Source organism: Lentzea pudingi (genome assembly GCF_014646255.1).
In the GTDB taxonomy this organism is placed as follows: Bacteria; Actinomycetota; Actinomycetes; order Mycobacteriales; family Pseudonocardiaceae; genus Lentzea; species Lentzea pudingi.
The window spans coordinates 21,042-41,228 of record NZ_BMNC01000003.1; the positions used below are offsets into that span (position 1 = coordinate 21,042).

Annotated in this window: 25 protein-coding genes and 1 pseudogene; 14 read left to right on the forward strand and 12 right to left on the reverse strand. The window is 71.1% G+C overall.

Annotation, left to right across the window (positions count from 1 at the left end; translation table 11 throughout):
- Positions 1-2 precede the first annotated feature (2 nt).
- Positions 3-590, forward strand: a complete 588-nt coding sequence (locus IEY88_RS11020) for a phosphatase PAP2 family protein (protein ID WP_189154595.1) — start codon at positions 3-5, stop codon at positions 588-590.
- On the opposite strand, the gene IEY88_RS11025 is transcribed toward IEY88_RS11020, so the two are convergent.
- Genes IEY88_RS11025 through IEY88_RS11035 form a run of 3 tightly spaced genes read right to left on the reverse strand, consistent with a single transcriptional unit; the run spans position 500 to position 3,071 of the window.
- Positions 500-1,096 carry a flavodoxin family protein gene (locus tag IEY88_RS11025; protein WP_189154596.1) on the reverse strand — a complete coding sequence of 199 codons (597 nt, stop codon included), beginning with the start codon at positions 1,094-1,096 and terminating at the stop codon, positions 500-502. The two genes, IEY88_RS11020 and IEY88_RS11025, sit on opposite strands and share 91 nt — an antisense overlap.
- Positions 1,096-1,890, reverse strand: a complete 795-nt coding sequence (locus IEY88_RS11030) for an SDR family oxidoreductase (RefSeq protein WP_189154597.1) — start codon at positions 1,888-1,890, stop codon at positions 1,096-1,098. Before IEY88_RS11030 ends, IEY88_RS11025 begins: the two co-directional genes overlap by 1 nt.
- Entirely contained in the window at positions 1,887-3,071 is a 1,185-nt protein-coding gene (locus IEY88_RS11035) for a cytochrome P450 (RefSeq protein WP_189154598.1), read from the reverse strand. The genes IEY88_RS11030 and IEY88_RS11035 overlap by 4 nt, the downstream gene beginning before the upstream one ends.
- 81 nt (positions 3,072-3,152) lie before the next feature.
- Here IEY88_RS11035 and IEY88_RS11040 point away from each other — a divergent pair, with 81 nt between their 5' ends.
- The 3 genes from IEY88_RS11040 to IEY88_RS11050 are packed head-to-tail and all read left to right on the forward strand — an operon-like array spanning position 3,153 to position 4,710.
- Positions 3,153-3,479, forward strand: coding sequence for a plasmid stabilization protein (locus IEY88_RS11040; protein ID WP_189154599.1), 327 nt, complete (start codon positions 3,153-3,155; stop codon positions 3,477-3,479).
- Position 3,480: 1 nt separating this feature from the next.
- On the forward strand, positions 3,481-4,143 hold the full coding sequence (locus IEY88_RS11045) for a hypothetical protein (RefSeq protein WP_189154600.1): 663 nt from the start codon (positions 3,481-3,483) through the stop codon (positions 4,141-4,143).
- A gap of 12 nt (positions 4,144-4,155) precedes the next feature.
- Positions 4,156-4,710, forward strand: a complete 555-nt coding sequence (locus tag IEY88_RS11050; protein ID WP_189154601.1) for a hemerythrin domain-containing protein — start codon at positions 4,156-4,158, stop codon at positions 4,708-4,710.
- Here IEY88_RS11050 and IEY88_RS11055 read toward each other — a convergent pair.
- Positions 4,707-5,429 (reverse strand): TauD/TfdA family dioxygenase, encoded by a 723-nt coding sequence (locus IEY88_RS11055; protein WP_189154602.1) that lies wholly within the window; start codon positions 5,427-5,429, stop codon positions 4,707-4,709. The genes IEY88_RS11050 and IEY88_RS11055 overlap by 4 nt on opposite strands.
- Complete coding sequence (locus IEY88_RS11060; protein WP_189155366.1) at positions 5,426-6,619, reverse strand: MFS transporter; 1,194 nt, start codon at positions 6,617-6,619, stop codon at positions 5,426-5,428. The genes IEY88_RS11055 and IEY88_RS11060 overlap by 4 nt, the downstream gene beginning before the upstream one ends.
- Before the next feature lie 100 nt (positions 6,620-6,719).
- Between IEY88_RS11060 and IEY88_RS11065 the strand changes: the two genes are divergently transcribed.
- From IEY88_RS11065 to IEY88_RS11085, 5 genes are read left to right on the forward strand one after another with little or no spacing between them, the layout of a single operon-like run.
- Entirely contained in the window at positions 6,720-7,697 is a 978-nt protein-coding gene (locus IEY88_RS11065; protein ID WP_189154603.1) for an ABC transporter substrate-binding protein, read from the forward strand.
- The gene (locus tag IEY88_RS11070) at positions 7,690-8,751 is read left to right on the forward strand and encodes a FecCD family ABC transporter permease (protein WP_229693273.1); all 1,062 of its coding nucleotides are present in this window, start codon (positions 7,690-7,692) and stop codon (positions 8,749-8,751) included. The genes IEY88_RS11065 and IEY88_RS11070 overlap by 8 nt, the downstream gene beginning before the upstream one ends.
- The gene (locus IEY88_RS11075; protein ID WP_189154604.1) at positions 8,748-9,545 is read left to right on the forward strand and encodes an ABC transporter ATP-binding protein; all 798 of its coding nucleotides are present in this window, start codon (positions 8,748-8,750) and stop codon (positions 9,543-9,545) included. Before IEY88_RS11070 ends, IEY88_RS11075 begins: the two co-directional genes overlap by 4 nt.
- Positions 9,529-10,329 carry a Rossmann-like domain-containing protein gene (locus IEY88_RS11080; RefSeq protein ID WP_189154605.1) on the forward strand — a complete coding sequence of 267 codons (801 nt, stop codon included), beginning with the start codon at positions 9,529-9,531 and terminating at the stop codon, positions 10,327-10,329. Before IEY88_RS11075 ends, IEY88_RS11080 begins: the two co-directional genes overlap by 17 nt.
- Positions 10,326-11,369: a pyridoxal-phosphate dependent enzyme gene (locus tag IEY88_RS11085; RefSeq protein ID WP_229693274.1), complete on the forward strand. Its 1,044-nt coding sequence runs from the start codon at positions 10,326-10,328 to the stop codon at positions 11,367-11,369. The genes IEY88_RS11080 and IEY88_RS11085 overlap by 4 nt, the downstream gene beginning before the upstream one ends.
- Here IEY88_RS11085 and IEY88_RS11090 read toward each other — a convergent pair.
- From IEY88_RS11090 to IEY88_RS11105, 4 genes are all read right to left on the reverse strand, one after another.
- Positions 11,341-11,520 carry a DUF3040 domain-containing protein gene (locus IEY88_RS11090; protein WP_189154606.1) on the reverse strand — a complete coding sequence of 60 codons (180 nt, stop codon included), beginning with the start codon at positions 11,518-11,520 and terminating at the stop codon, positions 11,341-11,343. The genes IEY88_RS11085 and IEY88_RS11090 overlap by 29 nt on opposite strands.
- 66 nt (positions 11,521-11,586) lie before the next feature.
- Positions 11,587-11,754, reverse strand: a complete 168-nt coding sequence (locus IEY88_RS11095; protein ID WP_189154607.1) for a hypothetical protein — start codon at positions 11,752-11,754, stop codon at positions 11,587-11,589.
- Positions 11,755-11,832: 78 nt separating this feature from the next.
- A complete protein-coding gene (gene tsaA, locus IEY88_RS11100) occupies positions 11,833-12,228 on the reverse strand; it encodes a tRNA (N6-threonylcarbamoyladenosine(37)-N6)-methyltransferase TrmO (protein WP_189154608.1) in 396 nt (131 codons plus the stop codon).
- A complete protein-coding gene (locus IEY88_RS11105; protein ID WP_229693275.1) occupies positions 12,228-13,631 on the reverse strand; it encodes a protein adenylyltransferase SelO in 1,404 nt (467 codons plus the stop codon). The genes tsaA and IEY88_RS11105 overlap by 1 nt, the downstream gene beginning before the upstream one ends.
- Before the next feature lie 137 nt (positions 13,632-13,768).
- On the opposite strand from IEY88_RS11105, the gene IEY88_RS11110 reads away from it, so the two are divergent.
- The 3 genes from IEY88_RS11110 to IEY88_RS11120 all read left to right on the forward strand — a co-directional run bounded on the left by IEY88_RS11110 (position 13,769) and on the right by IEY88_RS11120 (position 16,120).
- Positions 13,769-14,674, forward strand: coding sequence for a COG4315 family predicted lipoprotein (locus IEY88_RS11110; RefSeq protein ID WP_189154609.1), 906 nt, complete (start codon positions 13,769-13,771; stop codon positions 14,672-14,674).
- 75 nt (positions 14,675-14,749) lie between these two features.
- Entirely contained in the window at positions 14,750-15,196 is a 447-nt protein-coding gene (locus tag IEY88_RS11115; RefSeq protein WP_189154610.1) for a hypothetical protein, read from the forward strand.
- A gap of 9 nt (positions 15,197-15,205) precedes the next feature.
- Entirely contained in the window at positions 15,206-16,120 is a 915-nt protein-coding gene (locus IEY88_RS11120; RefSeq protein ID WP_189154611.1) for a DUF6891 domain-containing protein, read from the forward strand.
- Here IEY88_RS11120 and IEY88_RS11125 read toward each other — a convergent pair.
- Positions 16,083-16,472 (reverse strand): HNH endonuclease, encoded by a 390-nt coding sequence (locus IEY88_RS11125; RefSeq protein WP_229693276.1) that lies wholly within the window; start codon positions 16,470-16,472, stop codon positions 16,083-16,085. The two genes, IEY88_RS11120 and IEY88_RS11125, sit on opposite strands and share 38 nt — an antisense overlap.
- Positions 16,456-17,385 carry a LysR family transcriptional regulator gene (locus tag IEY88_RS11130; RefSeq protein ID WP_189154612.1) on the reverse strand — a complete coding sequence of 310 codons (930 nt, stop codon included), beginning with the start codon at positions 17,383-17,385 and terminating at the stop codon, positions 16,456-16,458. Before IEY88_RS11130 ends, IEY88_RS11125 begins: the two co-directional genes overlap by 17 nt.
- A gap of 154 nt (positions 17,386-17,539) precedes the next feature.
- Between IEY88_RS11130 and IEY88_RS11135 the strand changes: the two are divergent.
- Positions 17,540-18,477, forward strand: a pseudogene (locus IEY88_RS11135) (TDT family transporter).
- A gap of 10 nt (positions 18,478-18,487) precedes the next feature.
- Complete coding sequence (locus tag IEY88_RS11140; protein WP_189154613.1) at positions 18,488-19,645, forward strand: hypothetical protein; 1,158 nt, start codon at positions 18,488-18,490, stop codon at positions 19,643-19,645.
- Here IEY88_RS11140 and IEY88_RS11145 read toward each other — a convergent pair.
- Entirely contained in the window at positions 19,614-19,952 is a 339-nt protein-coding gene (locus tag IEY88_RS11145) for a hypothetical protein (RefSeq protein WP_189154614.1), read from the reverse strand. The genes IEY88_RS11140 and IEY88_RS11145 overlap by 32 nt on opposite strands.
- Positions 19,953-20,187: the final 235 nt, after the last annotated feature.

Genomic DNA, 20,187 nt, shown 5'->3' on the forward strand with positions numbered 1-20,187 from the left:
ACATGACAGGTGAGGACGAATTAGAAGAGCTCGACGCGGACGCGCTGCACGACAGCGAGCTGTTGCCCACGAGACGTCCTCACCCGGTGATCGTGGCGGCCAGCCTCACCGCACGAGCCGGGCTGCTGTGGCTGCCGGTGGCCGGCGCGCTCGCCCTGTGCGGCAAGAAGAAGGCCGCGAAGCGCGCGTTCACCGCGGCCGTGGTCGCGATGCCGTTGGGGCACCTCGTGAGTCAGTTCGTGCACCGTCGCAGACCCTCGGCCGCGAACATGCCCGCGCGGCAGGCCTTGCCCGAGCACCCGGACTCGTCGTCGTTCCCGTCCAAGCACGCCGTGACGGCCGCCGCGTTCGGCACCGCCGCCGCGCTGACCGACGGCGAGACGGCGTTCTTCGTGATGCCACTGGTGTTGCTCGTCGCCTACAGCCGCCTCAGGACCCGCGTGCACTGGCCCACGGACGTCCTGGGCGGCTTGACGATCGGCGCGCTCGTGGCGCTGGCTCAGGCCGGGATCGGCCGTTCCGCGAGGGCCAGGGCGACGGCGTGGAGGTTGGCGGCCATGGTGCGGCCGGTCTTCTCCGACCACTCGTGACCCTCGTCGGTGTCGGCGTAACTCGGTCCCGGGCCGGGGCCGCGGTTCCAGTACGTCCAGGCCTGGCCGGGGATCGTGTACCCGATGTCGCCGAGGCCACCGCAGATCTCGCTGATCACGTGGTGCGCGCCGTCCTCGTTGCCGGTCACCACCACGCCCGCGACCCGGTTGTAGGCCACCGGCCGGTCCTGGTCGTCGGTCTCGGAGATCATCGCGTCCATCCGTTCCAGCGCCCGTTGCGCGAGCGAGGACGGACGGCCGACCCACGTCGGCGTGGCGAACACCAGGATCTCGGCGTCGAGCAGCAACCGGTGGATGTTCGGCCACTCGTCACCGCCGCCGAGGTCGGTCTCGACACCGGGCGGGATCTCGTGGTCCGCCAACCGGAACGAGGTCACCTCGACGTCCTTCTTCGTCAGCTCGTCGATCACCACCTGGGCCAGCAGGTCGGTGTTGGACTGGTCGGGCGACTTCTTCAGGGTGCAGTTCAGCACCACGGCTCGCATCAGGTCTGCCTCCACTTCTCGTCGGTCACCAGCTGGCTCGCCTGCGGGCCCATCAGCGACATCCCGCCGTCCACGACGAACGACGCCCCCGTCACGTAGCTCGCGGCCGGCGTCGCGAGGAACGCCACCACCGCGGCGACCTCGTGGGCGCTTCCCGGTCTGCCGAGCGGCACGCCCGGACGCGCCTGCGTGTGCGGGTCGACGTCCTCCTGCCCGGTCATCGGCGTCGAGATCTCGCCGGGCGCCACGGAGTTGACCGTGATGCCGTGCTCGGACAGCTCGAGGGCGAGCACCTCGGTGAGCGCGCCCAGCCCGGCCTTCGCGGCGCAGTACGGCGCGGCGCCGACGCGGGGCAGGTGTTCGTGGACGGACGTGATGTTGATGATCCGTCCGCCGCGACCGGCCGCGATCATGTGCCGGGCCGCGCGCTGACAGCACAGGAACGCGCCGTCGAGGTCGACCGAGAGCACCGAGCGCCAGGTGTCGAACGGCATGTCCAGCGCCTTCTGGCTGCTCCCGGTGCCGGCGCAGTTCACCAGGACGTCGACGCCGCCCAGTTCCGCCGCCAGTTCGTCGATCACGTCGGCCGCGTCCGGCAGTGCGGTGAGGTCGAGCTGCCGCACGGCGCAACGAGCACCGGCCTCGCGGACCTCGTCAGCCGTCCGGGCAGCTCCGTCGGCGTCCTGGTGGTAGGTGATGCCCACGTCGACGCCGCCGCCCGCGAGCGCGACGGCCACGGCCTTGCCGATGCCGGAGTCCGCGCCGGTCACGATGGAGGTGAGGGGTGCGTTCATGAGACGCGAGTACCCGTCGGGGTCGCGGGCATGCGGATGCCGAAGTGGTTCAGCGTTCCCGGCAGCGGTTCGCCGAGCACGGGGAACGAGAGGTGCTCGCTCAGCGTGTCGAGCATCGTCGCGGCGACGGTGAGCACCAAATCGCGGCCGGGGCACACGCCGGGCCCGGCGCTGAACGGCACGATCGCCGGGTCGCGCGGGCCGTCCCACAGTTCCGGCGCGTACCGGTCGGCGAACGGCAGCCGGTCCGGGTCGCGGTGGAAGTACGGCGTGAACACCACGAACTCGGTGTTCGCCGGCAGCCACGTGCCGTGCCAGCGCGTCGGCTTCGTGCTCTCGCGCAGGATCACGGGCGTCGTAGGCCACAACCGCGCCGACTCGAGGATGCCGTTCATGCCACGCGCACCGATGGCCAGTGCTCGCAGCGTGACGATGCCGGCCGCGTCGAACGCGAACAGCCAGTGAGGGATCTGGCCGGACAGGTCACCCGGTTGTGCGGCCAAACTGCCCTTTTCGTGACGCGAGAGGTGTTCGTCGAGCCGTTTCTGGAACCGTGCGCGCAGGTCGTGCCGCCTCGGGTGGAGGAAGGCCCAGTTGGCGTTCTGGCGCAGCGCCTTCAGGTCGTCGGTGAGCTGGTCGTCGCCGCGCGCGCCGTCTCCGAGGACGATCCTGCGCGCGATCCGCCACCACGTCTGGTTGAACGACTCCCAGGTCAGCTCGCCGGTGCTCATGACGTGCCGGGTGAGCAGGTCGGCCTCGTCGCGCACGACGGCCTCGGCGGGCACGTTCTCCGGCCGCAACGCCCGCTCGTTCAGCTCGCGCAGCCGGTCGCGCTCGGGCCCTTCGGAGATCAGCACGCCGTGCGGCTGGAAGTGCCTCAACGCGGCCTTCTTCTCCTTCGTGGCCAGCGCGAACGGCTCCGGCGACTCGGCGAGCAGCCTCCCGACGTCCTCCGGGTCGACCAGCACCGCGACGCTGCGGCCGGTGATGCGCAGCCGCACCGGTTCGGGACCGTAGCGGTCGCGCAGCCTCCGCATCGTGTCGATGGCTCTGGTGTCGGCCTGGACCTTCTCGGCGGCCGCCAGCACGCCCGGCCGCCGGACGATGACGCCCTTGGCGAGCGTGGGCAGCAGCACCGTCGCGAGCACGCGGGCGGTGTCCAGTCGGGAAGAGATCGCCATGCACCCGGCTACCCGGTCATCCAGGTGTGAACCACCCCGACCGGGGGTAATCGCGGGTCAGCACCGAGTCAGGAGGTCGTGATGCCCGCGGGATCGAACGCGAAACGGGAACGCCAGTACGAGCACATCAAGGACTCAGCGCAGGACCGTGGCGCCTCGCCCAAGCGCGCCAAGGAGATCGCGGCCAGGACGGTGAACAAGAACCGCGCCCAGGCCGGCGAGTCCAAGACGGCGAGCAAGTCGTCCACTCAGGACATGTCACCGCAGAAGCGCGGTGGCCAGCGCTCGGGCACGAACCGTCCCAAGGGCCTCACGAAGGAACAGCTCTACAACGAGGCCAAGAAGAAGAACGTCAAGGGCCGTTCCACCATGACCAAGAAGGAACTCGCCACTGCGCTCGGACGCTGACGTGCAGGACGTGGACAAGGCGTCGGCGCTGACGATCCTCACCATGGAGCACAACACGCTGCAGATGATCCGCACGGCGACGATCACCGACGCGACCGGACGGGCGGGCCACCTGCTCACGACGATCTCCGCGTCCATGATCGCACTCGGGTTCGTCGCCCAGGTGGTACCGCTGACGGTGCTGCTCACGCTGGTGCTGGTCATCTTCTCGGCCCTGTTCCTGATCGGTCTCGCCACGCTGTTCCGCGCCGTGGAGCTGACGATCGAGGACGTGCAGGCGGGCCTGGGCATCAACCGCATCAGGGCCGTCTACGCCGAGCTCGAACCGTCCACCAGGCACGTCTTCGTGCGCCAGCTGCACGACGACACGCTCGGCGTCGAGGTGGACGCCGGTCAGACCGGCTGGCGCAAGGCCAGACGCCCACGGCTGATCGGCACCACGCTCGGCGTGGCCGGCTTCGTGAACCTCGTCAACTCGCTCGTCGGCGGCGTGACCGCCGGTGCGGCGGCAGGCCTGCTGGGCGTGTCCCTGGCGGGGTCGATCGTCCTCAGCACAGTCGTCGCGATCGCCGTGTTCAGTGCTTTCGGCGTCGTGCTCGGCCGAATCGGACGGCGCGGCGTCGCGCCCATCACCACGCGCTATCCGAGGAACAACCCGAACTGAAGGAGAACCACCATGCAGTACGACGTCGTCGACCTGATCATGCAGGACCACCGCGAGGTGGAGCGCCTGTTCGACGAGCTGAAGAACCACCCGGAGAAACGGCCTCTGCTCACCCCGGTCCTCTGCGGCCTGCTCGTCGCCCACAGCCGCGCGGAGGAGTCCGAGGTCTACCCGGCCGCCAAGGACGCGGGCGGGGACGACGAGGTCGAGCACAGCCAGGAGGAGCACGCCGAGGCGGAGCAGCTGCTCGTCAAGCTCCTCGACGCCGAGTACGACTCGCCGCAGTTCGACAAGGCACTGCAGGACGTCGTCGACTCCATCACCCACCACGTGGAGGAAGAGGAGAAGACGGTGCTCCCGGGCATGCGCAAGCGGCTCAGCGCGGAACGCCGGTACGAGCTCGGCGAGGCGTTCGCGCGCAGCCGGGCCGACCACCTCGGTGAGATGCCCGGTCAGGCCACGCGCGAGGAACTGCTGACGCAGGCCAAGAACCTCGGCGTGGACGGCGCGTCGAGCATGACCAAGGAGCAGTTGCGCAAGGAGCTCGCGAAGGCAGCCTCCAGCTAAGCCTCGTCCGTCCGCACGGTCTGGATGTGCACGGTCCGCGCGCCGGTGTGCGCGTCCCGGCCGTGCCAGCAGCGGTAGTTGTCCAGGACCAGGAGCTCGCCCTCGTTCAGCCTGAGTCTCGGCAACGTCCGTTGCGCCCGTTCGACCTCCTCGTCGAAGCGGGCGAGCATCCCGTTGACGCGTTCGGTGCCGGGGTCGCGGTGCAGGGCCGTGACCCCGTCCGTGCGGCGGGTGATGCGCCTGCCGGTGCGCGTGAACTCGATGTGGCGGCCTACCCGCGGTGTCGCGGGTAGGCCGCGCGTCTGTGCCCAGCGCCCGTAGAGGTCGACGTCCGTTCCTCTCAGGAACTCCTTCAGCTCCGCGTCCAGCGAGTCGGTGAACTCGTGCGCGTCGAGCACGAAGGACTGACCTCCGTACGGGGCCTGGGAAGCGAGCAGCACCAGCACGTGGTCCTCGTCGGGATGCCTGCGCCGCACCTGCTTCCCGGCGATGTCGACCACCACGTCGAAGCTGTCCGCGTGCAGGCCGACGATCCCGCCGTCGACGGACCGCCTGGTGCGGTACGGGTACAGCTCGCGCAACGCCGTGCCGAACAGCAGGGCCGAGGCCACCGGCAGCGAGTTCGGGTCGTTCGGCAACCCGGTCAGGATCACCGCGCCCTTCTCCGCCAACGTCGTGCGCGCGGCGGGATCGAGGACCTGCAGGCGGGGCACGATCATCGGCGCGGCCCGAAGTCGCGGGACGACGGCACCAGCGCGGCCAGTGCCGGCGCGGCGAAGCAGGCCACCGCGCAGACGGCCAGCACGGCGGGGGCGCCGAACGACGAGATCGCCGGGGCGATGAGCGCGAGCCCGACCGGTGCGAGACCGTAGGACATCAGGAAGTCCAAAGAGGACACCCGTGCGAGCTTCGAAGGCTCGACCTCGCGCTGGGTCGCGGTGAACCACGGCACGTTGAACAGCTCGATGCCCAGGCCCGCGACGACGTACGCGGCGATCACGACGAACGGGTGCACCGGCAGCAGCAGGCTCAGTGGCGCGAACCCGTAAAGGGCCAGGCCGAACAGCGCGGTCCACCCGGCGTGACGGGGCCGCCAGCGGGCGATGAGCAGCGCACCGGCCAGCGCGCCCAGCGTGTAGGCGGTCAGCGCGCCCGCCAGCACGGCCTCGGTGTCGTAGCGGTCGCGGCTGACCAGGGGGAGCACCACGCCGGTCGCCGAGTAGCCGGTGGCGATCACCGCCGTCAGCGCGCCGAGCCCGGCCAGGAACCACGGATGCCGGCGTGCCTCGCGCACGCCCTGCCAGAAGTCCGCCACGAAGCCCGCACCGCTGCCGGGTGAGGTGATTCCGGTCCCGGCCGGCGGCACGAGGGCCGCGACCAGCCACAACGCGCCGATGCCGAGCAGCAGCACCTGCGTGTTCGCCACCAGGGCCAGCAACGCGGTGAGGCCCGGTGCGACCAGGGTCGTGACCCGCACGGACAGGGTCATCGCGGCGTTGGCCTGCTGGCGCTGGTCGGTCGCCACCACCTCCGCGGTCAGCGCCTGGAACGCCGGGCGGCACGCGCCCTGGCCCGCTCCCATGGCCGCCGCCGCGACCGCCGCGACCACCAGCGAGTCGCCCACGAAGGCAGCGAGCACGGGCGCGGCGAGCGCCGACACGAGACCCGACCACAGGACGACCCGCCGGCGGGCGTAGCGGTCGGCCAGCACGCCGCTGACCGGGACGGCGGCGAGGAAGCCCGCGGTGCGGGCGGCGAGCAGGACACCCAGTTCCACGGCGGTGATCGACCGCGAGAGCACGGCCAGGCCCAGCACGAACGGCAGCGCCCAGGTAGCGATGCCTGACGCCGTGGTCGCGGTCCAGAGACGGAGAAATGTGCTGCTGCGCAACACCGATGGGCTGCGCATTGTGTCGTGGGCCACGCGATCGACCTTCCGGCAGGGTTGCATTGAAAATGATTGTCGTTACAGTAGCGCAAGCTGTTCGAGTGAACTTCTGGAGGATCCGATGTCACACCCCGCCCGTCTCGGACTGGCGTTGGTCGCGGTGTTCGCCGCGGGCTGCGCCGCACCGGGAGGCACCCAGGCGCCGACGGCCCAGTCGGTCGTGGTGGACAGCTGCGGCAAGCAGCTCACGTTCACCGCCGCGCCGCAACGGGTGGTGACGCTGGACCAGAACTCCACGGAAACGTTGCTGGCGCTGGGACTGCAGGACCGGATGGCCGGCACCGCGAACGTCAAGACCAAGGTCGCGCCCAGGTTCGCCGAGGCCTACGCCAAGATCCCGGTGCTCTCCCCGAAGGTCCTCACCTCGGAGCCGTTGCGCGCCGCCAACCCCGACGTCGTCGTGGCGTCGTTCAAGGAGCTCTTCACCCCCGACCGCGCCGGAACGCGGGACGAGCTGGAGACGCTGGGCGTGCCGACGTTCGTGAGCGCGGTGAACTGCCCGGACGGCACGACCGCGCCGTTCGACCGGCTGTTCCGCGACTACGAGAACTTCGGCAAGATCTTCGGCATCACCGAGAAGGCGAACCAGCTCGCCGCAGAGCAGCGCGCCGCCGTCGCCGAGGTCCAGGCCGTCAAACGGGATCCCGTCAAGGTCGTGTGGGTCTACTCGGTGTTCAAGGGTGTCCCGTACGTCGCCGGCCGCGACGGCATGCCCAGCCAGATGAGCAAGATCGCCGGTGCGGTCAACGTGTTCGACGACCTGAACCAGGAGTGGCCGGAGGCGTCCTGGGAGGAGATCGCCCGACGCGATCCCGACGTCGTCGTGATCGGTGACCTGTCCGAGCGCGGCAACCCCGGTGACAAGGCCAGCGAGAAGCTCGCGATGATGCGCGAGCACCCGGCCGTGTCACAGCTCAAGGCGGTGCGGGACAACAAGGTGATCGAGCTGCCGGGCATCGAGATGGACCCGTCGGTGCGCACGGTCGACGCGCTGAAGGCACTCGGCGCGGGTCTCGACAAGATCGCCGGCCGTGGCTGACGCCGCTGTTCTGGACCCTGTCGTCGTTCCTTCTTCGAAAACGTTGCGGCGCAGGAAGAACACGCTCGTCATCGTGCTGAGCCTGATCGTCCTCGTCGCGTCGATGGTGCTCGCCGTGCGGATCGGGGTGGGCGCGGGCTGGGCGGAGATCGGCCGGGCGGCGGGATCGCGCCTCGGACTGCCCGTCGTGCCGTTGCCGCGCCTGCTGGACTCGCTGATCTGGGACCTGAGGCTGCCGCGGGTGTTGCTCGCGGCGCTCGTCGGGGCCGCGCTGGCGGTGTGCGGTGCGGTGCTGCAGAGCGTCACGCGGAACTCGCTGGCCGATCCGTATCTGCTCGGGGTGTCTTCAGGTGCCTCGACGGGCGCGGTGGTCGTGGTGGTGCTGGGGTTCGCGGGCTCGCAGCTCGGGGTGACCGGCGGGGCGCTGGTCGGCGCGCTGGTGGCGTTCGGTCTGCTGATGCTGTTGTTGCGGCGCACCGGGCTCGACTCCTCGCGGATCGTGCTGACCGGTGTGGTCGTGGGGCAGCTGTTCGCGGCGCTCACGTCGTTGATCCTGCTGTCGTCCGGTGACGCGGACAGCATCCGTGCCGTCACCAACTGGCTGCTGGGGTCGCTCGCGTCCGCCCGGTGGACGTCGGTCGCGGTGTGCGCGGCCGTGCTGGGGGTCGGCCTTCTGCTGGTGTGGCTGTGTTCGGCCGCGCTGGACGGGTTCGCGTTCGGCACCGACACCGCGTCCTCGCTGGGCGTGGACGTCCGGGCGACTCGCATCGTGCTGCTGGTGACGACCTCCGTGCTGACCGCGGTGGCCGTGGCCGCCGTGGGGGCGGTCGGGTTCGTCGGGCTGATCGTGCCGCACGGCGTCCGGTTCCTCGTAGGGCCGTTGCACCGCAAGCTGTTGCCGTTGTCGGCCGTGGTCGGGGCGGTGTTCCTGGTCTGGACGGACGCGCTCACCCGCGTGGTGTTCTCGCCGCTGGAGGTGCCGGTGGGCGTGTTCACGGCGCTGCTCGGCGTGCCGCTCTTCCTCCTGGTGCTGCGCAAGCGGGGTGAGCTGTGAGGATCGATGTCGAGAACCTGAGCTGGGGTGTGCCCGGCAAGACGATCGTGCGGGACGTGACGCTCACGGTCTCGCCGGGGGAGACCGTCGGGCTGATCGGGCCCAACGGGTCCGGCAAGTCGTCCCTGCTGCGGTGTGTGGCGGGTCTGCGCACGCCGACGGCGGGGTTGGTGCGGTACGACGGCGTGGAGATCGCGTCGTGGCCCGCGCGGGAGCGGGCGCGCAAGATCGCGTTCGTCGAGCAGACGGCCGACACCGACAGCGATCTGCGGGTGTCCGAGGTCGCGATGCTCGGCCGCACCGCGCACCGGTCGCGGTGGCGCGGCCCGGACGCCACCGACCACGCGATCGTGGAGGAGGCCCTGGAACGGCTGGACCTGGTGGGACTGGCCGACCGCCCGTGGAAGCAGCTGTCCGGCGGTGAACGGCAGCGGACCCATCTGGCACGGGCGCTGGCGCAACGCACGTCCGGGCTGCTGCTGGACGAACCGACGAACCACCTGGACGTGCGTCACCAGCTCGAACTCATGGAACTGGCCGCACGCACGCCTCAGACAGTTGTCGTCGCACTGCACGACCTCGCGCTGGCCGCTCGCTACTGCGACCGGCTGGTGCTGATGCACGGGGGCACGGTCGTCGCGGACGGCGCCGCCGCCGACGTGCTGACCGCGCCGTTGCTGCGCGAGGTGTTCGACGTGGAAGCCGAGATCGGCCGCGACGACCTGGGCCACCTGGCCGTCGGGTACCGCGCGCCGGTTCAGCGAGAAGGGGGATTTCGTGTCCACAGTGGATGATCTGGTGGCCGAGGTGCTGGCAGGTAGGCACGGCCCGGATCCGGCAGGGATCGCCGCCACCAGCGTGTTCTGGGTGCACCACGGCACCCGGCTGGCGGGTGGCGACACCACCTACCGCAACCAGTACGTGCTGGCGCGGGTCGGGACGGCGTTCGGCGCGTGCGCGTTCGCGGAGGGCGACGCCGACCCGGCGGTGTGCGCGAACTACTCCGGCGCTCCCGTCGCCCGCCTGCTCACCGAGGCACCGGCGCCGGTGCGGGTGGCCGCGCTCGACGCCTACCTCGGCAGCGTCCGTCCACATCGGACCTCCGACGCCGAGCGGGTCGTGCTGCCCGTGGGCACGCCGGAGGAACGGGCGCGGGCCCGTGACGCGGCCGTGGCCGGTCTGCTCGACGTGCCGGCGGGCGCCAAGGTGGCGTTGATCGGCGTGGTGAACCCGTTGGTGGCGGCCATTCGTGAGCGCGGCGCCGAGTGCCTGCCGTGCGACCTCTCGTTGAAGACGACGCAGTGGGGCGACCCCGTCACCCCGGACATGCGCGATGTCCTCGGGGTGGCGGACGCCGTCGTCGCCACGGGCATGACGATCGGCAACGGGACGTTCGACGAGATCCTGCGCAGCTGCCGTTCGCGCGAGATCCCGCTGATCGTCTACGCGCAGACCGCGAGCGCCGTGGCCCGGCACTTCCTCGGCGAGGGCGTGACGGCCCTGTCCGCGGAACCGTTCCCGTTCTCGCAGTTCAGCGCCGACGAGACCGCCCTGTACCGCTACCGGGCCCGGACATGAGAGAAGACGTGGACAACCACATCGCTGACGCCCTCAGCCGCCCGGCCCTCGTACGCCTCGACTCCCGCACCCTCTGCCTGCGCTTCGAGACGATGAAGGTCGCCTCGGCCCTCGAAGCCGTCCGCTACCTGCTCGAACGCGGCACGATCGCGCACGGCGACACGTTGGTCGACAGCTCCAGCGGCATCTACGCGCACGCCCTGGCGCTGGCCTGTCACCGCCACGGCCTGCACTGCCACATCGTCGCGTCGACGACCGTCGACCAGACGTTGCGCACGCAACTGGAGATCCTGGGCGCCACAGTGGAGCCCATGCCGCCCTCGCCGAGCCTGAAGCTGGACCAGAGCCGCCGGGTGGCGCGGGTGCGCGAGATCCTGCGCGACCACCCGAGGCACCACTGGATGCGGCAGTACCACGACGACGTCCACTACCGCGGCTACCGCCCGATCGCCGACCTGATCCGCGCCCACGCCGACTGCTCGCGGCTCTCCGTGGTCGGCGGCGTGGGCACCGGTGCGTCGACGGGAGCGCTGACGACGTTCCTGCGCGAGACCGACCCCGACGTGGAACTGGTGGGCGTGCAACCGTTCGACAGCGTCACGTTCGGCAGTGAGCACGTGCACGACCCCGAGATCATCATCGCGGGCATCGGCAGCTCTATCCCGTTCGGCAACGTGGACCACACGCTCTACGACACCGTGCACTGGTTCGGCTTCGACGCGGCTCTCTCGGGCAGTGTCGCCCTGCTGCGCGAACACGCCATCTTCGCCGGGCTGTCGGCGGGGGCGGCCTACCTGGCCGCGCGGTGGGAGCAGCGGCTCGACCCCGACCGGCACGTCGTCGTGCTGGCCCCGGACACCGGCCACCGTTACGTCGACGCGGCCTACTCCCGGCACGCCGAGGCACCGAAGCCGGAAGAGCTGCGGCCGCGGCAGATCAGCTCGTTGAGCGACATGGACCTGCCTTGGTCGCGGATGCGCTGGAACCGGGCGGAGGCGCCGCCCAACGCGGTCAGCCGGCCGATCCCGGTCGCTTCCTGAAGGACAGCATCGCCAGAGCGGCGACCGCGCGCTGACGAAGGCTCCTCTGCGACAGGGGGCCTTCGCTCAGCGCGCGGGCGAGGTCCGGGTCGGAGACGCGGAAGCGCCCCTCGATGTCGACGAGCCGCTGGTGTTCCTCTCGACTGAGCATGGTGCGCTCCAGAACAGGTCCGGCAGTGGCACGTGACGTGTACCCGAGCCTCTCGCGGCCAAACCGTCAGATCGGCTTCGGCTGCGGCGGAAGTGGGTCCGGGTCGGGACCGGGCGGGCGCAGCGGATCGGGGTCCGGGCCGGGTGGCTGGGGCTGGTCGGGGCCGGTCGGACGTGGCTGGTCCGGTCCCGGGGTGGTCGGCACGGGCTCCGCGGGCGGTACTGGTTGGCTCATGCAGGCGGGATACCCGCCGGTCAAACCTCAGGCCGTGCTCGTGTCGCGGGGCCACCCGGACGCGCGGTCCCCGGTGGGTCAGCGCTCGGTGCCCAGCACGGGCTTCACGTCGACGATCGGCGTGCCGTCGACGGCCTCCAGGTGCGCCACCCGCACCGCGAGGTCCTCGACCGCGGTGATCCGGACGTGGTGCAGCCCGATGGGGTTCGGCCGGTCCGGCGACCGCGTGGAGAACACACCGGTCTCCGGCCGGGAGGGGTCGCTGCGGGGATGCGCGGCCAGCACCGACCTGTCGGCGCGGTCGAGCCAGGTGAGGACCAGCACCTCCTGGCCCGCTTCCAGTTCCCGCATGGCCCGCGCGTACTCGGGCGCGAACACGAGCAACGCTTCCGGTGCTCCCTCGTCCGCCTGCCTGGGCGCGGCGGAGCGGTCGGTGAGGGGCGATTCGACGTGGCCGATCGGCTGCAGCTTCATCAAGTCCCGCAGTAGGTCCGGTAGGTGGCACTGAAGTCCTGCGGCGCAGGGGCCGCGAAGTATTCCAGGCCGGGCCGTTCGCCGAACGGGGAGGTAACCGCTTTCAGCAACCGGTCGAACGGACCCATGTCACCGGCTGCTCCGGCTGCCAGCGCCTCCTCGACGAGGTGGTTGCGCGGAACGTAGACGGGATTCGCCCCGTCCATCAGTGCGGCGTCCGGCTCCAGTTCCCGCCAGCGCGCGAGCCACGCGTCGATGGCCGCCAGGTCCAGGAACAGGGAACGGGCGGGTTCCGCGTCACCCCTGGCCGCCTTGCCGAGCAGGTGGAAGAACGACGTGAAGTCGACGTGGTTCTCGTGCATCAAGACCAGCAGATCCTGGAGCAGGGGCTGCACGTCGCCGGTCAGCCCGAGCTTCGCCGCCATGCCTCCGGTCCAGGCCTCCTCGAAGTGCGCGTCGAACGTACGCAGCGTCGTGACAGCGAGCGAGACGGCCTCGTCCTCGTCGTCGGCGAAGAGCGGCAGCAACGCCTCCGCGAGCCGGGCGAGGTTCCACTCGGCGATGATCGGCTGGTTGCCGTACGCGTACCGGCCGCCCTCGTCGATCGAGCTGTACTTCGTCCTCGGGTCGTAGGCCTCCATGAACGCGCACGGGCCGTAGTCGATGGTTTCGCCGGAGATCGTCATGTTGTCCGTGTTCATCACACCGTGGATGAAGCCGACGAGCATCCACCGCGCCACGAGGGCCGCCTGGGCCGCGACCACCTGCGCGAACAGCTCCAGGTAGGTGCTGCCGGGGTAGTGGCGGGCGATCGCGTGGTCCGCGAGACGCCGCAGCAGCTCGAGGTCGCCGGTGTTGCGGGCGTACTGGAAGCTCCCGACGCGCAGGTGCGACGCCGCGACCCTGGCCAGGACGGCGCCGGCCAGCGGTTCCTCGCGCTGCACGACGTGGCCGGTCGAGACGACGGCGAGCGCCCTGGTCGTCGGGATGCCGAGGGCGTGCATGGCCTCGCTGAGGACGTACTCGCGCAGCATCGGGCCGACCGCCGCCAGCCCGTCGCCACCGCGGGCGAACGGGGTGCGCCCCGACCCCTTCAGGTGCAGGTCGCGCAGCCGGCCGTCCGCGCCGGTCAGCTCACCGAGGAGCAACGCGCGACCGTCACCCAGCCGGGGGGAGTAGCCGCCGAACTGGTGACCGGCGTAGGCCTGCGCGACTCCGGGGGCCAGGTTGCCGGTCAGAAGGGGCAGGCCTTCCGTGCGCAGCCGTTCCGGGTCGAGTCCCAATTCGGCCGCGAGCTGCTCGTTGAAAGCGAGGAGTTCCGGTTCGGCGACCGGGACGGCTTTCCACGACACCGCCATCTCGGGGACGGCGGTGGCGAAATCGCTGCTCAGGCTGATGTTCACGCCTTCAACGTTACCCGCTGCGTCTCAGGACGCCTGTGATCGCGGTCTCAACTCGAACTTCTTCGAACCGTTCGGGGTGTGCATGCGTGTCAGTGGCGAACAGGTCGTTGAGTCCACTCAGGAATGAGAAGAAACCAATGCGTCGCAAACAAGTTGGGTTCGCTGCTGCCCTTTTCGCGGTCGGTGTCGTCGCGCTGACGGCCTGCGGTCAGGGGGCCGCGCAGTCCGGTTCCCCTGCCCCCGCACAGGAACAGGTGCGGACCACGGCCGAGGCCGAGACGGACGCACAGTCCGGAGTGGACTTCCTGCGGGGTACCGCGAACTCCAACAAGGCGGACCAGAACACCGGTGATCGTGCGCCGGAGAGCGCGCCGGTCGAGGTGAGGCAGAAGTGGGTGGAGCTGCGCGCCGGCAACGCCGGTGGCCTCGAACCCGCTGTGGTGAACGGAAAAGGGCTCTCGGTCTACTGGTTCAGCGACGACCCGGTGAACGGCGGGGTGTCGAACTGCAACGGTGAGTGCGCCAAGACCTGGCCTGCGATCACCGTCACCAAGGGCACCAGGCTCTTCTTCCCCGGCATCCGCAGGGAGAACATCGGTTTCATCAAGCGCCAGGACGGCCAGTTCCAGGTGACGATCGGTGGTCGCCCGGCCTACCTCTTCACCAAGGACAAGAAGGCCGGCGACATCCTCGGCCAGAACGTCGGCGGCAAGTGGTTCGTGATGAACCCCGAGGGCAAGCGCGCGGTGCCCAAGGCCGAGGCCCAGCCGGCTCCCGGTGCCAAGCCCGCCAGTTCCGTCACGTTCTTCAGCGGCAAGAACCAGAAGGACTTCGGCGACAGCTTCGCGGTCGGCGTGAAGGTCGAGGCCCAGTGCGCCGACCTCCGCGGTGGCTTCCAGTCGCTGTCCCCGGACGGCGCCGTGAAGATCTGGTCCGAACCGGGCTGCAAGGGCAAGTCCGCCGTCGTGAGCGGTCCGGTCGACGACACGTCCGCCGCCCCGATCGGCTTCCCGGACGGCGTGAAGTCCTACATCCGCGCCTGAACCTGATCGGGTGAATGAGAAGGCCGCCAGAGCACCCCAGCTCAGGCGGCCTCTTCCTCTCGCTAGGCTCCCTGCATGCGCTACTCCGCCATTGCGCTGGCTTTCCTCCTGGTCGGGTGCGGCACCGGGACGTCGTCGCTGCCCACGATCACCCCGGCCGCGCCCTCGGTCACCGGCTCACCGCTGCCGGACCTGCAGCCCCGGCTCGACGCGATCGGCGTCCTGCTCGTGGACTGCGCCGCGCGCCTGCGAGGAGAACCGGTCGCCCCGGCCGACAACTGCACCCACGTCATGCCCGACGTGACAGGCGTGATCGGCGAGGTCGAGAAGCAGTCGGCCAAGCTGCCGCCCGCAGGTCGGGCCGCGCTCGCCGAGGTGCGTCGCCAGCTCGCCGAGATCGGGTCGTGCGAGCCGTGGTTCGCGGCCGGTGGCGCGAGCGCGGACGCGCAGCTCGACGCCAAGTGCAAGAAGGCGTGGGACGCGTTGTTCAGCGGGTACAGCGCGGTGCGCAACTCCGCCTAGAGTCTCCGCATGCTCGAGATCGTGGTGGAGACGGAGAACTGGGAGCGGCACGTGCGCGTGTCCGCCGAGGAACTGGCCGGGCTCGTCCGGCGCATCGGTGGCGAGGGCGACCGGTTCCTGGTGATCCAGCGGGTGCCCGACCTGCCCGGTGTCTTCGCCCAGGTCTGGCACGAGAACGGCGGTGACTACTCGGTGGAGCACCGGGAGGGCACCGCGGACCGGCACTTCGAGACCACAGCGGGCCTCGACGCCACCATCGCGGCGCTCACCGGCTGGGCTCGCCAGGACGCTGGATGGGACAGCGGCCTCGCGTGGTCGTCGCTGAGCACCCCACCCCAGCCCGCCGTGCCGCCGCTCGACCTCCCGGACGCCGACCGCGAGCAGCTGGAGGACCGCGTCCGCAAGGCGCTGGCCGGTGGGTACTCCTCCCGCGTCCAGCTCACGGAGCTCGCCGAGGAGTACCTGGTCACCGAGGACAGCCGGCCCGTGTCCCGGGAGCAGGCCGCGGCGCTGGTCGACCGGCTGTGGCTGGAGCGGGTCGCGGAGCAGGCCACGTGGCAGGGCGAGACCGACCCCGAACGGCTGACGCGCGCGTTCACCGCGCTGGAGCAGGCGGGCATCACGGCGCGCGAGAACTTCACCTGCTGCCGCACCTGCGGCCAGGACGAGATCGGTGGCGAGAGCGCGCCCGGCGCGCGCGGATTCGTCTACTTCCACAGCCAGTGCACCGATTCCGCCGCGGCGGGCCACGGGCTGACGCTGCTCTACGGCGGGTTCGACGGTTCGGCCGAGACCACCACTGCGGTCGGGGACGAGGTCGTGGCCGCTCTCGCGGCGGCAGGCCTGAGCACGGCGTGGAACCGCGACCCGGGCCGGTCCATCACGGTCACTCCGCTGGACTGGCGCCGCCGACTGGTGGGATGACGGCGGCGAAGCGGGCCGTCAGCTCGGCCGAGATCTCGTAGTGGCGCACCAGGAACGTGCGCTCGTCGAGCTTCTTGCGCCGCAGCCAGCCCGTCACCTCGGCGTTGCACTTGCTCGCGTTGCACGGTCCGCACGCCGGCACGACGTTGCCGAGCGTGTACCGGCCGCCGCGCGAGAGGGCCTGCACGCAGTCCTTCTGCAGCGAACCCGCGGGCGCGGTGCAGTAAGCGCACCCGCCCCACGACGTCTTGAGGGCGTTCCATTGCACGTCGGTGAGGTCGTTGACGACGCGAGCCATGCGCTTCTTGCGCTTGCGCGCGGCGCGAACCTGCTTGCTACCCCCGGTCGGCACGGTGGGTGAGCGTACGCGTCGCTATGGTCAGCAGGTCGGAGGCGGGGCCCCGGGGTGTCCGGCCGGACGGCCACACCGCCCGCAGCGCGCGGTGCAGGTCCACGTCGCCGACCTCGACCCGGACGAGCGTGCGCGCGGCGACGTCCGCGGCCACGGTGTGCAGGCTGAGCACCGCCGGGCCGATGCCGCCGATCGCGGCCGCCTTGATCGCGGTGGTCGACGACATCTCCAGCAACGGGACCGCGGACTCGGTGATGCCCGCGACGCCCAGCGCGTGCTCCCAGGCCTGCCGCGTGCCCGACCCCGGCTCCCTGCTGACCATCGGCGTCGCGGCGGCCTTCGCGGCGGTGACCTTCCGGCGCCGGGCCCAGGGGTGGGCGGGCGCGACGACGAGCACCAGTTCGTCGTGCGCGACGACCCGGCTCGCCAGGCCCGCCGGCACGTCGGTGCTCTCGACGAACCCCAGGTCGGCCTTCTCCGCGAGCACCTGCTCGGCGACGTGCACCGAGTTGCCCGCCGACAGCACGGTCGCGGTGTCCGGGCTGACGGACCGCAGCGCGATCAGCCACGCGGGCAGCAGGTACTCCGCCACCGTGAGGCTCGCGGCGACCCTGAGGTGGCTCTGCCGGTCGGCGCGCAGGCTCGTGATGCCGGCGTCGAGGTCGGCCGCGCGGGCCAGCACCTGCGCCGCCCACCCGGCCACGAGCTGGCCCGCCGTGGTGAGCCGGGCGCCGCGGTGGGTGCGTTCGAGCAACGTCACGCCGACGCGCGCTTCGAGGGTCCTGAGCCGTTCGCTGGCGCTGGGCTGGGACATGCCGTGCGCCTTGGCCGCCCGGCCGATGCTGCCCAGCTCGGCGACGCTCAGCAGGAGGTCGAAGCCGGCCAGGTCGGTGACCCGTGGCGGGAGAGGCATAGGGACAGCCTATGTCCACATCGGTGATCGGTGCCTACCGCGGCCGGTGCGCCGGGAGGATCGTCATGTCGTGACCGCTCTCGCACCTCGACCACACCGTGCCCCAGAGGTGCGACGAGCGGCGCCTTTCGGCCCGAACCTCTTCGCCTCGGTGATGGGAACGGGGATCGTCGCCACGGCTGGTGCCTCGATGCCCGGCCTGCACACCGCCGCCACGTACGTCTGGGGGCTCGACGCCGCGTTGTTGGTCCTCCTCGTGGCCGGCGCGGTGCGGCGGTGGACGTGGAGGACGGTCCGCGCCCAGCTCGCCGACCCCGTGATGGCCCAGTTCTGGGGCGCGCCACCGATGGCGCTGATGACCGTCGGCACCGGAGCGTTGCTGCTCGGGAAGGACTGGATCGGGCTGCCCGCCGCACTCGCCGTCGACTGGACTCTGTGGACGGCGGGGACGCTGCTCGGGCTGGCGACCTCGGTGCTGGTGCCACTGCGGATGATCGGCAGCGGCGAGCGCGCGTTCGCCGGGTGGCTGATGCCCGTGGTGCCGCCGATGGTGTCGGCCGCCTCCGGGGCGTTGCTGGCGCAGCACCTGCCGGAAGGGTCGTCGCGGCAGGCGATGGTGCTGGGCTGCTACGCGTTGTTCGGCGTCAGTCTGTTCGCGACGATGGTGATCGTCCCGCAGATCTGGCAACGGCTGGTGCAGCACGGTCTCGGCGCGGCCTCGACCGTGCCGACGCTGTGGATCGTGCTCGGGCCGCTCGGCCAGTCGATCACCGCCGCGAACCTGCTCTCCGGCGTGCCCGTGCTGCCGGGCCAGGCCGCGTTCGGCGTGTTGTACGGGACGATCACGTGGGGTTCGCCCTGCTGTGGGTGGCGCTCGCGGCCGCCGTCACCGTGCGGACCGCCCGGCGCGGACTGCCGTTCGCGTTGACGTGGTGGAGTTTCGTGTTCCCGCTCGGCACCCTGGTGACGGGGACGAGCGCGCTCGCGGTGCGGGTGCCGTCCGCGCTGTTCTCCGGTGTCGCCGTCGTGCTGTACGGCGCGCTGGTGGCCGCGTGGGTCACCGTGGCGGCCCGGACGCTCGTGCACCGGTAGACTGCGCCAAGTGGGGGACTACAGCACTGATCCGAACGCCCGCTACGTCGTCGTTCTCGTTGAGGGACAACGCCTGCCGCTCGCGGTCGTGCGGGTGACCGGCGCGGTCGAGGAAGCCTTCACGCACGACCTGCGCTGGGAGCCGTCGGAGCTGCTGGCCCGCGTTCCGTCCGAACCGGACTGGGAGGCCCGCGACACGGACGCCGTGCGGGCCAACGGGTTCCTCGTCGAGATGATCACGACGATCCGCGCGCGGACGCACGAGTCCGAGCTGACCGACTACCAGTACTACGCGTCGTTCAAGGATGCTCTCGGCGTGCTCGACCTGGCCGGTGCGGACCGGCTGGTCCGCCGGCCGGGCGGCAGCGTCGAGGAGGAGTACGCCGGTCACGAGACCTGGGAGCCCAGCGACAAGCTCCACCGCATCGACTCAGGGCTGGACGCGCACGAGGTGTACGTCGCGCTCAGCCTCATCGAGGCGGCGCAGGCGAAGAAGCTGATCGACGCGCAGTGGGACCGGGGGTGCTCCCACCACGTCGTCCTCGTGGACGACCGGCCCGTCGCCGTTGTCACGCGGGTCGTGGACGATCCCGAGTCCGAGCTCGCGTTCACCGGCGAACCGGAGCCGCAGTCGTCGAGGCTGCTCGCCCAGGCCGCCCGCGAACCGCGCATGACCGCCGCTCAGACCTCCATGACGACCGCCGTCGAGACGATGGCTCGCCTCACCCTGCGCTGGCGGGCCGCGGCGCGGGCGGGGGAGACCGCCGGGTACGCGGTGTTCCGCCGGCTGACCGACGTCCTCGACCTCGACTCGGCGTGTGACGTCGTGCCGGCGTCCGAGCACCGGTTCTCCACCCCGCTCAACGCCGCGGAGCACGCGGACCTCACCGCGCGGCTGCGCGTGCGCCACGCCCGTCGCGTCGCGGAGCCTGTCGACGGGCACTTCCACTTCGCCGTCTTCTCCGGTCTGCGCGACGTCGTGGACCTGGAGAAGGCGCACTCGCTCCTCCGCGTCGACGCCTCCCAGCGCTGGGAGGCGCTCCAGCACGACGGGCAGTGGCTGGGCACGGAGAAGCCGCAGCAGCTGCACACCCTGCCGCTCACCGGGTCCGAGCTGGGCCGCGTCTCGCGCAGGCTCAAGCAGGCGGGGGAGCAGCTGACCCGCTGAGCTTCCGGAAGCGGGCGTGCAGCCGGCGCAACGCCTGCTGTTCCGCCTCCAGGGCGGGAAGCTCCGCGAACCGCTTGGCGCGGGCCAGGCAGTGCTTCAGGAAGTCCAGCGCGTCGAGCAGGTCGGGGATCACCCACGGCTGGGATTCGCGGACGCAGCCCTGCAGGAGCGTGATCGTGGCGCGGACCGCTGTCTTCGCGTCGCGCCAGCGGTGCAGGGCGGCGCAGGCGGTGGTCAAACCCCACATCGCGGTGGCGCACTTGGCGGCGTAGGTGCGCGGGAACTGGGGGACCAGCGCGTACAGCACGCGGGTCGCGGTGCGGTAGCCCTCCAGCGCGTTGTGGATTGGTGGCGCCCGCCGGGCATCGCCGTGAAGTGACCACCTGCCGGCCCGCTGTGGTGCCCGGCCGCTGCGGTGCCCCAGCGGCTGTCTGCCGGCGGTGCCGCCTGCTCACCGCGTCGCCCAGCATCCGGCCGCCGTGCCGCTTTACGCCGTGCAGCCCAGCCGCCGGGAAGCCTCACAACCTCGTGCCCGACGGCCC

What these genes read in the sequence shown, in the direction of transcription:
- IEY88_RS11110 (WP_189154609.1), top strand. Translation starts at nt 13,769, where the DNA reads ATGCGTCGCAAACAAGTTGGGTTCGCTGCTGCCCTTTTCGCGGTCGGT.
- IEY88_RS11130 (WP_189154612.1), bottom strand. Translation starts at nt 17,385, where the DNA reads ATGCCTCTCCCGCCACGGGTCACCGACCTGGCCGGCTTCGACCTCCTG.
- IEY88_RS11120 (WP_189154611.1), top strand. Translation starts at nt 15,206, where the DNA reads ATGCTCGAGATCGTGGTGGAGACGGAGAACTGGGAGCGGCACGTGCGC.
- IEY88_RS11065 (WP_189154603.1), top strand. Translation starts at nt 6,720, where the DNA reads ATGTCACACCCCGCCCGTCTCGGACTGGCGTTGGTCGCGGTGTTCGCC.
- IEY88_RS11050 (WP_189154601.1), top strand. Translation starts at nt 4,156, where the DNA reads ATGCAGTACGACGTCGTCGACCTGATCATGCAGGACCACCGCGAGGTG.
- IEY88_RS11090 (WP_189154606.1), bottom strand. Translation starts at nt 11,520, where the DNA reads ATGCTCAGTCGAGAGGAACACCAGCGGCTCGTCGACATCGAGGGGCGC.
- IEY88_RS11115 (WP_189154610.1), top strand. Translation starts at nt 14,750, where the DNA reads ATGCGCTACTCCGCCATTGCGCTGGCTTTCCTCCTGGTCGGGTGCGGC.
- IEY88_RS11035 (WP_189154598.1), bottom strand. Translation starts at nt 3,071, where the DNA reads ATGGCGATCTCTTCCCGACTGGACACCGCCCGCGTGCTCGCGACGGTG.
- IEY88_RS11040 (WP_189154599.1), top strand. Translation starts at nt 3,153, where the DNA reads ATGCCCGCGGGATCGAACGCGAAACGGGAACGCCAGTACGAGCACATC.
- IEY88_RS11030 (WP_189154597.1), bottom strand. Translation starts at nt 1,890, where the DNA reads ATGAACGCACCCCTCACCTCCATCGTGACCGGCGCGGACTCCGGCATC.
- tsaA (WP_189154608.1), bottom strand. Translation starts at nt 12,228, where the DNA reads ATGAAGCTGCAGCCGATCGGCCACGTCGAATCGCCCCTCACCGACCGC.
- IEY88_RS11085 (WP_229693274.1), top strand. Translation starts at nt 10,326, where the DNA reads ATGAGAGAAGACGTGGACAACCACATCGCTGACGCCCTCAGCCGCCCG.
- IEY88_RS11055 (WP_189154602.1), bottom strand. Translation starts at nt 5,429, where the DNA reads ATGATCGTGCCCCGCCTGCAGGTCCTCGATCCCGCCGCGCGCACGACG.
- IEY88_RS11060 (WP_189155366.1), bottom strand. Translation starts at nt 6,619, where the DNA reads ATGCGCAGCCCATCGGTGTTGCGCAGCAGCACATTTCTCCGTCTCTGG.
- IEY88_RS11025 (WP_189154596.1), bottom strand. Translation starts at nt 1,096, where the DNA reads ATGCGAGCCGTGGTGCTGAACTGCACCCTGAAGAAGTCGCCCGACCAG.
- IEY88_RS11020 (WP_189154595.1), top strand. Translation starts at nt 3, where the DNA reads ATGACAGGTGAGGACGAATTAGAAGAGCTCGACGCGGACGCGCTGCAC.
- IEY88_RS11095 (WP_189154607.1), bottom strand. Translation starts at nt 11,754, where the DNA reads ATGAGCCAACCAGTACCGCCCGCGGAGCCCGTGCCGACCACCCCGGGA.